The organism is Mycobacterium sp. (genome assembly GCF_035506235.1).
Taxonomy (GTDB): Bacteria; Actinomycetota; Actinomycetes; order Mycobacteriales; family Mycobacteriaceae; genus Mycobacterium.
The window spans coordinates 1-14,053 of the sequence record NZ_DATJPU010000004.1 but is presented as its reverse complement, the minus strand read 5'-3'; the positions used below and the strand labels follow the sequence as shown (position 1 = coordinate 14,053).

The window sequence follows — 14,053 nt, the reverse complement described above, 5'->3', positions numbered from 1 at the left end:
CATTGCTGCCGCGCAATCTCCGCGTTTTGGCCGATGTTTTGCTACGCGTGGCCGCCGCATGCTGGCTAGCATGAGCGAGATCAATCCACGCGCGGAAACGCCGCTGGTGGACTGGAGCGAAGTTGGCGTGATCGGACTCTTGCCGACGGGCACCGTGACGTTGCTGTTGGCCGACGTCGAGGGCTCGACGCGGCTGTGGGAAACCCAGCCCGCGGAGATGACCGTCGCGATCGCCCGCCTGAATCAGGTCGTGTCCGACACCATCGCCGCGCATCACGGGGTGCGCCCGGTCGAACAGGGTGAGGGTGACAGCTTCGTAGCGGCGTTCGCCCGGGCCTCCGAAGCGGTGGCGGCCGCCCTGGAATTGCAGCGCGCCCCGCTGGCCCCCATCCGGCTGCGCATCGGGGTGCACACACCGGCGAAGTGCAGCTGCGCGACGAGGGCAACTACGCGGGTCCGACGATCAACCGGACGGCGCGGCTGCGCGACCTGGCCCACGGCGGCCAGACCGTCATGTCGGGTGCGACCGAGCCATTGGTCATCGATCAGCTCCCGCCCGACGTCTGGCTGACTGACCTTGGCGCGCACCCGCTGCGCGATTTGCCCCGCCCCGAGCGGGTGGTGCAACTCTGCCACCCGGACCTGCGTAACGACTTCCCGCCCCTGCGCACGCTCAAAAGCACTGCTGCACATAACCTTCCGGCGCAGCTGACCAGCTTTGTGGGCCGCGCAGGACAGATGACCGAGGTGCGCCGGCTGCTGGGCCAGCACCGATTGGTGACGTTGACCGGTGCCGGCGGGGTCGGCAAGACCCGCCTGGCGGTTGAAGTTGCGGCCGAGGCCGCGGCCCGGTTCGCCGACGGTGCGCGGTATGTCGACCTGGCGCCGATTACGAATCCCGACCTGGTGCCGATCGCGGTGGCCCGCGCGTTCGGGCTACCCGATCAACCGGGCCGCTCCACGATGGACACGCTCACCCGGTTCGTCGCCGACCGCCAGATGCTGGTGGTGCTGGACAACTGCGAGCACATGCTTGACGCCAGCGCGGCGCTCGTCGTCGCGCTGCTCGGCGCCGCCCCGGAGGTGACGTTGTTGGCGACCAGCCGCGAGCCGATCGGCGTCGCCGGCGAGCTCAGCTGGCGGGTGCCCTCGCTGTCGCTCGCGGACGACGCGGTCGAGCTGTTCACCGACCGGGCACGCCATGCTCGGCCCGAGTTCGCTGTCACTGACGACAACTCCGCGGTCCTCGCCGAGATCTGCCGGCGCCTCGACGGAATGCCGCTGGCCATCGAGTTGGCCGCGGCCCGCATGCGCGCGTTGTCGCCGGCCGAGATCCTCGACAGCCTGCACGACCGCTTCCGACTGCTGACCGGCGGCGCGCGCACCGCGGTGCGTCGCCAGCAGACGTTGCGCGCCTCGGTGGACTGGTCGCACGCCCTGCTGACCGCGCCCGAACGAATCCTGTTCCGGCGGCTGGCCGTCTTTGTGGGCGGATTCGATCTGGACTCGGCCCAAGCGATCGCGGGAGGCGGCGACGTCGAGCGCTACCAGGTGCTGGATCAACTCACCCTGCTCGTCGACAAATCGCTGGTGGTGGCCGACGACAGTGGCGGTCGAAGCCGGTACCGGCTGCTGGAAACGGTGCGCCAGTACGCGCAGGAAAAGCTCGGCGAGGCCGGGGAAGCCAATGCCGTCCGCGCGCGTCACCGCGATTACTACACGGCGCTGGCCGCTGCGGTCGACGCGCCCGGGACCGACGATTACGAGCGGCTGGTCGAGCGGGCCGAAATGGAGATCGACAACCTTGGCGCGGCGTTTCAGTGGAGCTGCGAAAACTCGGACATCGAGCTGGCGTTGGCGCTGGCGTCGTCGCTGCAGCCGCTGTGGCAAGCGCGTGCCCGCATCCGGGAGGGGCTGACTTGGTTCGACGCCGCCCTGCCGCACGACGAGGCGAAGGATCCCGGGGTTGCGGCCGCGGTACGGGCGCGGGCGCTCGCCGACCGAGCCGTGCTCGCCACCTGGACAGGCGCCTCCGACGGCGTGCATCAGGCGCAGCAGGCCCTGGCCATCGCGCGCGACGCCGATGACCCGGCCCTACTGGTCCGCGCGCTGACCGCCTGCGGCTACACGGCCAACGCCCAAAGAGCCGGGGCGGCGACGTACTTCGCCGAGGCGCTCGCCCTCGCCCGCGCGTTGGGCGACCGCTGGAGGCTCAGTCAGATCCTTGCCCGGCAGGCCCGCGGAGCGGTCTTCACGGGAGACCCGGTCGCGGCTCGGGTGGCCGCCGAGGAAGGATCCGTTCTCGCCGACGCGATCGGTGACCGCTTCGGCGCCCGCCAGTGCCGCTGGTGCCTGGGGATGGCGCAGGCCGCTCAGGGTGATTTGACCGGAGCCGCAGCGCAATTCGACGCGGTGGCCGACGAGGCGCGGCGGGCCCACGACGGCTTTTTTGAGGCGTACGGTCTCGCGTGCCTGGGGGCCATGCGCGCATGGCAGGGGGAAATAGTGGCGGCCCGGGCGGCCGTTGAGGCGGCCATCGAGGCCAGTTCCGAGGTTGGCGGCCTTGCCACCGGTATCGCGTATCTTGGGTCGGCTATCGTCGCGCTGGCCGTCGGCGATCCTGGGGCCGCGTCGGAGGCGACACGGGCTGCGTGGCCACACTTGAGTGTCGTGCCCGCGATGGCGGCGATGCAGCGTGAGCTCGCCTCGCAAGCCGCCCTGGCGGCCGGGGATCTCATCGCGGCCCGCCGCTGGGCCGATGACGCCGTCGCACTGGCGAGCGACTCGAGTGCGCTCACCGGGCGGGCCCTGGTGGCGATCGCGCAGGGTGAGCCGGAGCAAGCCGAACGTGACGCACACGAGGCGCTGACCCGTGTCGTTCTCGTCGAGTCGCATCTGAGGGTCCCGGACATTCTGGAGTGCCTCGGCACCTTGGCCCTCGAGGCAGAGCGGCACCGTGAGGCGGTCCGGTTTCTCGGGGCGGCGCACGCGATCCGGCAGCGCATGAACTTGGTCCGTTTCAAGGTCTGGGACGCCGGCTACGGATCCGTGATAGCGGCGTTGCGAGATACCATGGGCGATAAAGACTTTGACTCGGCGTGGGCCGAAGGCGCTTCGATGTCCACCGAGGAGGCGATCGCCTACGCACAACGCGGCCGAGGCCAACGGAAACGGCCCGCCAGCGGTTGGGGATCACTCACGCCGGCCGAACTTGACGTCGTACGGCTGGTCAGCGAAGGGCTCGGCAACGACGACATCGCCAGCCGCCTGTTCGTGTCCGCGCGCACGGTGCAATCCCACCTCACGCACGTCTACGGCAAGCTCGGCTTGTCCTCGCGCGTGCAGCTGGCTCAGGAGGCAGCCAGGCACGCGTGACGCCTTTGCCTCATCTGCGCTATCCATATCTACCGAATAGACTACGGAATATGTCTACACAGACGACTACGATCAGGGTCCCGATCCAGACGCGCGACCTGCTGGCGACCCAGGCGCGCGCGCGGGGAATCTCTATCGCTGCCCTGCTCGCGGAGCTGGCCGCCCGTGCCGATCACGAGGCGATCTTCCGCGCCGAACGCGACGCCAGCCGCGCCGAGGCGGCGCTGCAAGCTGCACGCGCCGAGAACAGCGACTGGGACGTCACGGTCAGCGACGGTCTTGCCTGAACTCCGACGCGGTGAGCTGTGGCTGGTCGCCCTCGGCGCCGCCCGCCCCGGTGAACCCGGCAAGCACCGGCCCGCCGTCGTCGTCTCCGTCGACGACATACTCGTCGGCATCGACGACGAACTCGTCGTGATGGTACCGGTGTCGAGTTCCCTCTCCGATAGCCCATTGCGGCCGCGCATCTCGCCTGCCGAAGGCGTGGACGCCGAAAGCGTCGCGGTTTGTCGTGGCGTACGCGCCGTCGCTCGCACGCGGCTGCTGGAGCGACTGGGAACTCTGGCACCCGAAACGATGCAGCAGATCGAGCGCGGCCTCGCATTGATTTTGGGCATCCCCACCGTCTGAACCACGAACCGCGTTGAGTGCTTGACTAGCTGCTCTCGATGCTGCTACACATGGCGTGCGCGGGAAATTTGGGCGATCGCCCAAAAATCGGGGAATCGAGGTGGCTATGGCGGGCCGGATGGACGGCAAGGTCGCGTTCGTGACCGGCGCGGCGCGCGGGCAGGGCAGGAGTCACGCGGTCAGGCTCGCGCAGGAGGGCGCCGACATCATCGCCGTCGACATCTGCCGGAAGTTCGAGGCCTCGCCGGCGCCGGGCGCGACACCCGAAGACCTCGACGAGACCGCGGGACTGGTCAAGAACGCCGGCGGCCGCGTCGTCACCGCCGAGGTCGACGTCCGCGATTTCGACGCGCTGCGCGCCGCCGTCGACGGCGGCATCGAACAGCTGGGGCGCCTCGACGTCATCGTCGCCAACGCCGGCATCGGGACGACGGCCGGAATGCTGCACAAGACCGACGAGGCGCTGTGGCAGGAGATGATCGACGTCAACCTCAGCGGCGTATGGAAGACGGTGAAGGCCGGCGTTCCGCACATCCTGGACGGCGGCCGCGGCGGATCGATCGTCCTGACCTCCTCGGTGGCCGGTTTCAAGGCCTATCCACACATGGGCCACTACGTCGCGGCCAAGCACGGCGTGATCGGGCTGATGCGTTCGTTCGCAGTCGAATTGGGGCAGCGGATGATCAGGGTCAACGCCGTCCTCCCGACGCACGTGAACTCGCCGCTGCTGATGAACGAGGCAACCTACCGCGCGTTTCGTCCGGAGCTGGAGAACCCCGGACCCGACGACCTCGCGCCGGTGTGCCAGAGCTTCCACTACCTGCCGATCCCCTGGGTGACCCCCGAAGACATCACCAACGCGGTGCTGTTTCTGGCCTCCGACGAAGCGCGCTACATCACCGGCGTCGCACTGCCCATCGACGCCAGCAGCTGCCTGAAGTAAGGAAAGCATCGATGACCGTCACCAACGACACCGACGTCTACTACGACCCCTACGACACCAGCATCATCGCCGACCCGTACCCGACCTACGCGCGGCTGCGGGAAGAAGCGCCGATCTACTACAACGAAAAGTTCGACTTCTGGGCGATATCAAGGCATTCCGACGTCGAACGCGCCTTGACCAACTGGGAGGTGTTCTCCAACCGCCGCAGCGACATCCTCGAGCTGATCCAGTCGAAATTCGACATGCCCGGCGGCGTCATGATGTTCCAGGATCCGCCCGAGCACACCAGGCTGCGCGGCCTGATGTCGCGGGTGTTCACGCCGCGCCGGATGGCCGAGCTCGAAGACCAGATCCGGCGGTACTGCGTGCGGTGTCTGGATCCGCTCGTCGGGTCCTCAGGCTTCGACATCATCGCCGAACTCGCGTCGATGATGCCGATGCGGGTGATCGGGATGCTGCTGGGAATCCCTGAATCCGAACAGGTTTCGGTCCGCGACGCCAACGACGCGAACCTGCGCACCAAGCCGGGCACCCCGATGAAGGTCGCCGACGCCGACTCCATCGCCGACGGCCGCATCTACGCCGACTACGTCGAATGGCGATCCAAGAACCCGTCGGGCGACCTGATGACGACGCTGCTCAATGTGGAGTTCGACGACGAGCACGGCGTGCACCGCAAGCTGACGCGCAAGGAGGTGCTGCATTACACCCAGGTGGTCGCGGGCGCCGGAAACGAGACCACCGGCCGGCTGATCGGCTGGCTGGCCAAGGTGCTCGCCGAGCACCCCGATCAGCGCCGCGAGGTCTACCGGGACCGGTCACTGTTGACCCGCACCGTCGACGAAACGCTGCGGTTCGAACCCACCGGTCCCCACGTCGCCCGTTGGATGGCAAAGGATTTCGAGTGTTACGGCAGGACGATTCCGGCCGGCAGCGCCATGCTGCTGCTGTTCGGAGCCGCCAACCGCGACCTCCGCCGCTACGCCGATCCGGACACGTTCAACATTCGCCGGGACAACATTTCGCACATCACCTTCGGGAAGGGAGTGCATTACTGCCTCGGGGCGAACCTGGCGCGGTTGGAGGGCCGCGTGGCGCTGGACGAGATGCTCAACCGCTGGCCGGAGTGGGACATCGATTACGACACGGCGCAATTGGCGTCGACCTCGACCGTCCGGGGCTGGGAGCGCCTGCGGGTCGTGCTGCCCTAATTCGGGTCAATCGCGCCGCTGCTTCGGGGTAGGCATCTCGAAGCGGTCCAGGAACCGGTCGACCAGCGCGACGGCCTCCTCGTGGCCGCCCTTGGTGCCCAGCGTCTGCTCGAGGATCAGGGTGCGCCCGATCGCGGCGATGACGACCGCGATGCCCGCGGGCGGGAATTCGTTTGTGTCGAGGCCGTGTTCGCGGACGATGAAGTTCAGCGCGGTGATCTGCATCTCGCGCCACCGCTCCTGCCACGCGGAGATCTCCGCCCGGATCTCCTTGCGGTGGTTGGCAAGCCCCATGAACTCCAGCAGCAACCGGGCGTCCTTGGGTTCGACGAGCGTCTCCCAGAAGGCGTGCAGGGGCCGGTCGGAGGCCAGCGCTTCCCGCTGCCGTTCCAGATAGGCGGCGGCGCCGCGGCGGAACACGTCCAGATACAGCTCGTCCATCGTCGGGAAGTAGTAGTGCACCAACGCCGGTTTGACGCCGGCCTCGGCGGCCACGCGCCGCGACGTGGCGGCGGCGTACCCCTCCTCGACCATGATTCGACTCGTCGCCTCGATCAGCATGTCCCGAGTGGTGGAGTCCCTTGCCATCACCGGACCCTAGATTGGGCGATCGCCAAAAATCAACCGCCTGTCGCGACGGATTCGGCGCCGCTTGACCCCCGTAACACGGCGGTGATAGGCAATGTCAGGCGCCCGTGCTGGGCGGTCGCTCAGGAAGGTGCGTGCGCGTGAAGACTGCGGTGGTGACCGGCGGTGCGTCCGGGATTGGCCGGGCGATCGCGGAGAGATTGCGCAGCGACGGGTTTCGGGTGGCCGTCATCGACCTGTCGCCCACCGACGACGGATTCGGCTACGTCGCGGACGTCACCGATCGCGCACAGGTCGACGCCGCGATTTCCGCGATCCGCGATGCGCTCGGCCCGATCCTGGTGCTGGTCAACGCGGCCGGCGTGGAAGGATTCAAGAAATTCTTGGACATGTCCTTCGAGCAATGGTCCAAGGTGATCGACGTCAACCTGAACGGGGTGTTCCACACGATCCAGGCCGCGCTGCCCGACATGGTCGAGGCGGGATGGGGGCGCATCGTCAACATCTCGTCGTCCAGCACTCACTCCGGGCAGCCGTTCATGGCTCACTATGTCGCTGCCAAGTCCGCGGTGAACGGGCTCACCAAATCGCTGGCCCTCGAATACGGGCCGAGCGGGATCACCGTCAACGCGATTCCGCCGGGGTTCATCGACACGCCGATGTTGCGCAGCGCCGAGCGGCGGCAGTTGCTCGGCGGCACCGTCGAAGACCACATCGCACGCACCCCGGTGCGCCGGGTGGGCAGACCCGAGGACATCGCCGCGGCGTGCGCGTTCTTCGTGTCCGAGGAGGCCGGCTACATCACCGGGCAGATACTGGGCGTCAACGGCGGGCGCAACACCTGACTCCGACAGTGCGCCAACCGGCCTTGGGTGCCCCGGCACCAACGCTTGCTGCCCGGGATCCTTCGGCGCAGTAGCGAATCGGTTTACGCTGATGCGCGTGGACGGCCGCGCCGGCACTGTCGTAGAAATCGGCTGCTGATGGCACGGGGGAAGCTCCGTGTGTACCTGGGAGCTGCTCCCGGGGTCGGCAAGACCTACGAGATGCTGCTCGAGGGCCACCGCCAGTGCGGGCAAGGCGTCGACTGCGTGATCGGGTACATCGAACCGCACGGTCGGCGGGCGACCCAGGCGCTGGTGGAGGGCTTGGAGGTGGTTCCCCGGCGTCAAGTCCGGTATCGGGGCGGGGTGCTTTCGGAGATGGACGTGGACGCGGTTTTGCGCCGCCGTCCACAGCTGGCGCTGATCGACGAACTGGCCCACACCAACGTCCCCGGTTCGCGCAATGCCAAACGCTGGGAGGACGTGGAGGAGCTGCTAGATGCCGGCGTCGACGTGATCACGACGCTCAACATTCAGCACCTCGAGTCGCTGGGCGACGTGGTGACCGACATTACCGGTGTGCGGCAGCGCGAAACGGTGCCCGACGTGGTGGTGCGGGAGGCGGACGAGCTGGAATTGGTGGATCTGTCGACCGAGGCGTTGCGGCGGCGCATGGTTGCCGGGGACATCTATCCGCCGGATCGAATCGATGCGGCTTTGTCTCACTATTTCCGGCCGGGGAATCTGACCGCGTTGCGTGAGCTGGCGTTGCTGTGGATGGCCGGCCGGGTCGATGAGGGCTTGCGGCGTTACCGGAGCGAGCACGGGATCAGCACGGGCTGGGAGGCCCGGGAGCGCATCGTGGTGGGCGTGTCGGGTGGCCCGGAAAGCAAGGCGCTCATCCGGCGGGCGGCGCGGCTGGCGGCGCGCACACCGGGCAGCGACCTGATGGCCGTGCACGTGTCGCGTAGCGACGGGCTGCCCGGGGCGGACGCGGCCACCCTGGCCGGCCTGCGCACCTTGGTCGAGGATTTGGACGGCAGTTGGCACCAGGTGGTCGGCGCCGAAGTGAGCAGCGCGCTGGCACAGTTCGCGCAGCGCGAGAACGCCACCCAGGTGATCATCGGCGAAAGCCGTCCAAGAGCCTGGTGGCGGCTGTTGACCGGGCGGGAGGTGGTGGCCCGTCGGCTGTCTCGGTTGAGCCCGGGCCTTGACGTGCATGTGGTGAGCGATGAGTCGCCGTCACGGTTTGCGGTGCGGCTTCCGCAGCTGCGCGGTGTCAGTGGACGCCGGCGCCTGCAGGCGCTCGTCCTGACAGCGGTATTGATACCGGCCGTGACCGTTGTGTTGGCCCTGCTGCGCACCCGGCTGAGCCTGTCCATTGACCTGCTGGTGTATCTGGCGGTGGTCGTCCTGATCGCCGTGGTGGGAGGGTGGTATCCGGCGCTGATCGCCGCGATCATGTCCGCGGTGACGGCCGACTTCTTCCTGACCCGGCCGCTGTATTCGCTCCGGGTCGCGCTGTTCAACGACGTTGTGGCACTTGTGGTGTATCTGGCGGTGGCGCTGCTGGTGAGCTGGACAGTGGAAGTCAGTGCCCGGCGACGCCGGCTTGCCGCCCGGTCAAGCGCGGAGGCCGCGGTCCTGACATCGATGGCGGAGGCGCAACTGCGCGGGGAGGGTGAGCTTCCACAGCTGCTGGAGGTGATGCGCGAGACCTTCGGGCTGGAGGGGTTGAGCGTTCTGGAACGCCCGACCACGCAGCCGTCGGCTGCTTGGGTGGTCACCGCCAGCAGCGGGGACCGGCCCCCGGAGGGGATCGAGGAGGCGACGGTGCAGGCCGAGCTGGATCCCTCCTCGATGCTGGCCGGCCGGGGCCCGGTGTTGTCGGCGGCCGACATGGAGATCTTCACCGCGTGCGCTGCCCAGATCGCCCAGAACCTGCGCCAGCGCAGGCTCAGCCGACGCGCCGCCGGCGCCGAACGGCAGGCCGAGAGCGAGCTCAGGCGAACGGCGTTGACTGCCGCGGCCGGTCGTGCCCTTACGGAGGGCGTCGACTCCGCCAAGCGGGCTGTCGCGGCGCTGCGTGCCTTACCGGCTGCCGCCCGGGACGGCGAGCCCATCGACACGCTCGAGAGCGCGGTCGACCGGATCGGGGTACTGGCGAGCGAACTGGACGATGTGGCCAAGGCCCGGGCCGGTGCGCTCGATGTGCGCATACGGCAGGTGGATGTCGCCGAGGTGGTGGCCGCCGCGCTCGACGAACTCGGTCCCGGGCATCAAGCGGTGAACGTCGTGTTGCCCGACGACTTGCCTAATGTGCTTTCCGACGCCGCGGTGCTCACGCGGGTGGTAACGGCCTTGACCGCCAACGCAATTCGGCTCAGCTCACCGGGTGGCACACCGACGATCACTGCGACTCTGTGCGGTGACCGGGTCGAAATACGGTTTCAGACAAGCCATTCCGAGCATGGGCCGGCCGATGGTGGCGGTGACCACTTCACCGTCGAGGCCGCGCGCGACCTGCTCGAGGCCGTCGACGGATCGCTCCGCATGGAAACGGGTCCGGACGGCGCCGCAACCGTGGTCGTCAGCGTCCCGGCGGCTGCTGCTGATCGAGTGCAAGGTTGAGTTCGACGACATTGACCACGGTTTCTCCCAGGAAGCCCAGCGCGCGCCCGGTGGTGTGATCGCGTATCAACGCCGCCACGGTTGCGGGCGGCAGGTGCCGAGTGGCGGCAACCCGCGGCGACTGCAGGGCGGCGTTGGCCACCGAGATGTCGGGGTCGAGACCTGACCCCGAGGCGGTCACCGCGTCGATTGGCACCGCCGCGTCGGCGGGCAGGTGGTTGAAGGCGCGGTAGGCGGCGGCCCTGTCGCGGATGGCGTTGAGCAGCCGGGGATCGCTGGGGCCTAGGTTGCTGGCCCCGCTGGCGGTGGCATCGTAGCCGCTGCCCGCGGCCGACGGCCGCGGCTGGAAGTACTGCGGCAGTGGGCTGCCGCCGGCGTCGGTGAACGATTGACCGAGCAGGCTTGAGCCGATGATCTGGTTGCCGCGGCTGATCAGCGAGCCTTCGGCGTGGTGCCGGAAAGCCAATTGCCCAATGCCGTAGGTGGCGAGCGGGTAGGCCACCCCCAGCACGACGCTGGCCAGAATCGTGAGCACGACCGCCGGAACAAGTTGATGGCGCAGCATCAGCGGATTCCCATCGGCGCGACGATGGCGATGTCGATCAGCTTGATGAGTACGAACGGGGTGATCAGTCCGCCGACGCCGTAGATGAGCACGTTGCGGCGCAGCATCGCGGTGGCGCCCATCGCCTTGACGCGAACACCCCGCAATGCCAGCGGGATCATCAGCACGATGATGATCGCGTTGAAGATCACCGCGGACAGGATCGCGGTGTGCGGGTTGTGCAGGTTGAGGATGTCGATCGCCGCCAACTCGGGAAAGACGCCATGGACCATCGCCGGGATCGCGATGAAGTACTTGGCCACGTCGTTGCAGACGGAGAACGTCGTGAGCGAGCCGCGGGTGATCAGTAGCTGTTTGCCTACCCTGACGATCTCCATGAGCTTGGTCGGGTCGCTGTCCAGGTCGACCAGGTTGCCGGCCTCCTTCGCGGCCTGGGTGCCGCTGTTCATGGCCACCCCGACGTCGGCCAGCGCCAGCGCCGGTGCGTCGTTGGTGCCGTCACCGGTCATGGCGACGAGGTCGCCGCCTGCCTGTTCGGCGCGAATCCGGTCCATTTTGTTTTCCGGGGTCGCCTCGGCGATGAATTCGTCGACACCGGCCTCGTCGGCGATGGCAGCGGCGGTAACCGGATTGTCACCGGTCACCATCACGGTGCGGATCCCAAACGGATGCATGGCGGCCAGGCGCTGCGAAATACCGGGTTTCACAGTGTCTTTGAGGTGAATGATGCCCAACAGAGTGTGCTCGTCGGCAACGGCGAGTGGGGTGCCGCCGCTGTTGGCGATGCGTTCCACGACGCCGTCCGTATCCGCTGGCACGGTGCCCCCGTTGGCCAGGACCCAGTCGCTGACCGCCGCCACGGCGCCCTTGCGGATTTTGCGGTCCGGCAGGTCGATGCCGGACATCTTCGTCTTGGCGGTGAACTTGACCAAGTTCGCGCCGGCGATGTCGCGCGGTTGGCAGCCGTAGCGGTGCTGAGCGAACTCGACGATCGAACGGCCCTCCGGAGTTTCGTCGGCCAGCGACGACAGGTGCGCCGCCTCGGCCAGGGTGTGTTCGTCCGTGGCACCGACGGGGATGAATTCGGTGGCCATCCGGTTGCCGAACGTGATGGTGCCGGTCTTGTCCAGCAATAGCGTGGTCACATCGCCGGCGGCTTCCACCGCGCGTCCCGACATGGCCAGCACGTTGTGGCGGATCATGCGGTCCATTCCGGCGATGCCGATGGCCGAAATCAACGCGCCGATGGTGGTCGGCGACAGCAACACCAGCAGGGCGACCAACAACACGATCGGCTGCTTGACTCCCGAAAAGATCGCGACCAACTGGAAGGTACTGACGGCGACCAGAAAGATGAACGTCAGGCTGACCAGCACCACTGTCAGGGCCAGCTCGTTCTGTGTCCGCTGCCGGTTGGCACCCTCAACCAACCCGATCATGCGATCCAGGAAGGATTGCCCGGGCGGGGACGCAATCGATACGACGATGCGGTCGGACAGCACCACCGTGCCGCCTGTGACCGCCGACAGATCACCGCCCGATTCCCGCACCACCGGGGCGGACTCGCCGGTGATGGCCGATTCGTCGACCATCGCCATGCCTTCGACGACCTCACCGTCGCCGGGAATCGCCTGCCCGGCCTCGACGACGCACCGGTCGCCGACTTTCAGCTCCCGCGACGGCGTGTCTTTCGTGCTCCCGTCGGGCTGCAGAACGTGGGCGACGGCTTCCTGCCGCGCCCGGCGCAACGCGTCGGCGTGCGCCTTGCCGCGGCCCTCGGCCATCGCATCGGCGAAGTTGCCGAAAAGCACCGTGAACCACAAGAACAGCACCACCAGGCCGGTGAACAGGTTGTCGTTCGCAGTGGATTTGGGTGCGTCGCGGATAAACAGCAGCGTCGTCCAGATGCTGCCGACATAGACGACGAACATCACCGGCTTGTGCACCATCAGCCGGGGATCGAGTTTGAGCAGCGAATCGATCATGGCTCTGCGGACGATCCGGGGATCGAGGATCGACAACTCGCGCAGTCGTCGCGTTTCGCGGCCCAGGTGCCGACCGGGCGGGGCAGCGGTCTGCGTCGTCATCAGACCCCCTCAGACTCCGAAGTGCCCGGAAAAGTGCTCGGCCATCGGCCCAAGGGCCAGCACCGGGAAATAGGTGAGCCCCACCAAGATCACGACGATCGCGGCGAGCAGCGCGGTGAACAGCGGCGTGTCGGTGCGCAAGGTCCCGGCGGTGACCGTGTAGGTGCGTTTGCGTGCCAGCGAGCCGGCCAGCGCCAGCGCGGGAATGATCTCGAAGAACCGCCCTATCCACATGGCCAGCCCCAGCGTCGAGTTGTACCAGAGGGTGTTGCCTGCCAGCCCGGCGAATGCCGACCCGTTGTTGTGCGCGGCGGAGGTGAACGCGTAAACGGCCTCGGTCACCGCGTGGGGCCCGGTCGTGGAGATTTGGTGGGCCGCCGACGGCAGCAGGAGCGAGACCCCGGCGAAGCTCAACAGCGTGACCGGCAGGACCAGGATGTAGATCGCCGCCAGCGTCATGTCCCCGGCCAGCAAGCGTTTACCGAGGTACATCGGGGTGCGCCCGACCATGAGCCCGGCGATGAACGCCGTGATCAGCACGAAGATCAGCATCCCGTACAGGCCGGTGCCGGTGCCGCCCGGAATGACCTCGCCCAGCATCATGTCCGACAGCGGCAGGCCGCCGCCCAGCGGGGTATAGCTCTCCATGGCCGAGTTCACGCCGCCGGTGGAAGTGGCGGTCATGGTGACGGCGTTCAATGCCGATCCGGTCGCTCCGAGCCGCAAATCCTTGCCCTCCAGGTTGCCGCCCGGATTGGTGCCGGTGGGGTATTGGGCGATGCCGAACTGCGGAACGTGAGAGTTGCCGTGGGCTTCCAGAGCGGCCACCACCACCACCGACGCCGCATACAGGGTGGCCATGGCGACGATGAGCACCGTCGCCTGGCGCATGGATCCAACAAGTCGGCCGTATGCCCACGGGAACGCGAACGGTATCGACGCGGCCAGCCAGATGGTGAGCACGTTGACCCCGGGGTTGGGATTCTCGAACGGGTGGGCCATGTTGGCGCCGAAGTAACCGCCGCCGTTGTCGCCGATCATCTCGATCGGCACCATGCTCGCCACCGGACCACCGGGGATGCTTTGTTGGGCGCCGGAGATCTTCGCGACCACCCGTGTGGCATGGAAGTTGTCGATCACGCCCGCGGCGAGCAGCACGATGGCGAACACGAAGCTCAGCGGCACCAATACCCGCA

10 protein-coding genes and 1 pseudogene are annotated in these 14,053 nt (G+C 67.7%); 7 read left to right on the top strand and 4 right to left on the bottom strand.

What is annotated here, in order from left to right:
• The first annotated feature begins 127 nt into the window (after nucleotides 1-127).
• From VMD50_RS00785 to VMD50_RS00765, 5 genes and pseudogenes are all read left to right on the top strand, one after another.
• A pseudogene (locus tag VMD50_RS00785) lies at nucleotides 128-3,375 on the top strand (helix-turn-helix transcriptional regulator).
• Nucleotides 3,376-3,425: 50 nt separating this feature from the next.
• On the top strand, nucleotides 3,426-3,662 hold the full coding sequence (locus VMD50_RS00780) for an antitoxin (RefSeq protein WP_325423884.1): 237 nt from the start codon (nucleotides 3,426-3,428) through the stop codon (nucleotides 3,660-3,662).
• Complete coding sequence (locus VMD50_RS00775; RefSeq protein WP_325423882.1) at nucleotides 3,655-4,005, top strand: type II toxin-antitoxin system PemK/MazF family toxin; 351 nt, start codon at nucleotides 3,655-3,657, stop codon at nucleotides 4,003-4,005. The genes VMD50_RS00780 and VMD50_RS00775 overlap by 8 nt, the downstream gene beginning before the upstream one ends.
• Before the next feature lie 106 nt (nucleotides 4,006-4,111).
• A complete protein-coding gene (locus VMD50_RS00770; RefSeq protein ID WP_325423880.1) occupies nucleotides 4,112-4,948 on the top strand; it encodes a mycofactocin-coupled SDR family oxidoreductase in 837 nt (278 codons plus the stop codon).
• 11 nt (nucleotides 4,949-4,959) lie between these two features.
• Entirely contained in the window at nucleotides 4,960-6,162 is a 1,203-nt protein-coding gene (locus VMD50_RS00765) for a cytochrome P450 (RefSeq protein WP_325423878.1), read from the top strand.
• A gap of 6 nt (nucleotides 6,163-6,168) precedes the next feature.
• Here the strand turns inward: VMD50_RS00765 and VMD50_RS00760 are convergent, their stop codons facing one another.
• Nucleotides 6,169-6,723, bottom strand: coding sequence for a TetR/AcrR family transcriptional regulator (locus VMD50_RS00760; protein WP_325423956.1), 555 nt, complete (start codon nucleotides 6,721-6,723; stop codon nucleotides 6,169-6,171).
• 167 nt (nucleotides 6,724-6,890) lie between these two features.
• Here VMD50_RS00760 and VMD50_RS00755 point away from each other — a divergent pair, with 167 nt between their 5' ends.
• Both VMD50_RS00755 and VMD50_RS00750 read left to right on the top strand, forming a co-directional pair.
• Entirely contained in the window at nucleotides 6,891-7,595 is a 705-nt protein-coding gene (locus VMD50_RS00755; protein ID WP_325423877.1) for an SDR family NAD(P)-dependent oxidoreductase, read from the top strand.
• Nucleotides 7,596-7,733: 138 nt separating this feature from the next.
• Nucleotides 7,734-10,205, top strand: coding sequence for a DUF4118 domain-containing protein (locus VMD50_RS00750; protein WP_325423875.1), 2,472 nt, complete (start codon nucleotides 7,734-7,736; stop codon nucleotides 10,203-10,205).
• Here the strand turns inward: VMD50_RS00750 and kdpC are convergent.
• The 3 genes from kdpC to kdpA all read right to left on the bottom strand — a co-directional run.
• Entirely contained in the window at nucleotides 10,165-10,770 is a 606-nt protein-coding gene (gene kdpC / locus VMD50_RS00745; RefSeq protein ID WP_325423873.1) for a K(+)-transporting ATPase subunit C, read from the bottom strand. The two genes, VMD50_RS00750 and kdpC, sit on opposite strands and share 41 nt — an antisense overlap.
• Nucleotides 10,770-12,857 carry a potassium-transporting ATPase subunit KdpB gene (gene kdpB, locus VMD50_RS00740; RefSeq protein WP_325423871.1) on the bottom strand — a complete coding sequence of 696 codons (2,088 nt, stop codon included), beginning with the start codon at nucleotides 12,855-12,857 and terminating at the stop codon, nucleotides 10,770-10,772. The genes kdpC and kdpB overlap by 1 nt, the downstream gene beginning before the upstream one ends.
• A 9-nt stretch (nucleotides 12,858-12,866) precedes the next feature.
• On the bottom strand, nucleotides 12,867-14,053 hold a 1,187-nt coding region (gene kdpA, locus VMD50_RS00735), incomplete at its 5' end, for a potassium-transporting ATPase subunit KdpA (protein ID WP_325423869.1).

Excerpts from the sequence above, each read along its gene's own strand:
- kdpB (WP_325423871.1), bottom strand. The coding sequence starts at position 12,857 with ATGACGACGCAGACCGCTGCCCCGCCCGGTCGGCACCTGGGCCGCGAA.
- VMD50_RS00760 (WP_325423956.1), bottom strand. The coding sequence starts at position 6,723 with ATGCTGATCGAGGCGACGAGTCGAATCATGGTCGAGGAGGGGTACGCC.
- VMD50_RS00780 (WP_325423884.1), top strand. The coding sequence starts at position 3,426 with ATGTCTACACAGACGACTACGATCAGGGTCCCGATCCAGACGCGCGAC.
- VMD50_RS00770 (WP_325423880.1), top strand. The coding sequence starts at position 4,112 with ATGGCGGGCCGGATGGACGGCAAGGTCGCGTTCGTGACCGGCGCGGCG.
- kdpC (WP_325423873.1), bottom strand. The coding sequence starts at position 10,770 with ATGCTGCGCCATCAACTTGTTCCGGCGGTCGTGCTCACGATTCTGGCC.
- VMD50_RS00765 (WP_325423878.1), top strand. The coding sequence starts at position 4,960 with ATGACCGTCACCAACGACACCGACGTCTACTACGACCCCTACGACACC.
- VMD50_RS00750 (WP_325423875.1), top strand. The coding sequence starts at position 7,734 with ATGGCACGGGGGAAGCTCCGTGTGTACCTGGGAGCTGCTCCCGGGGTC.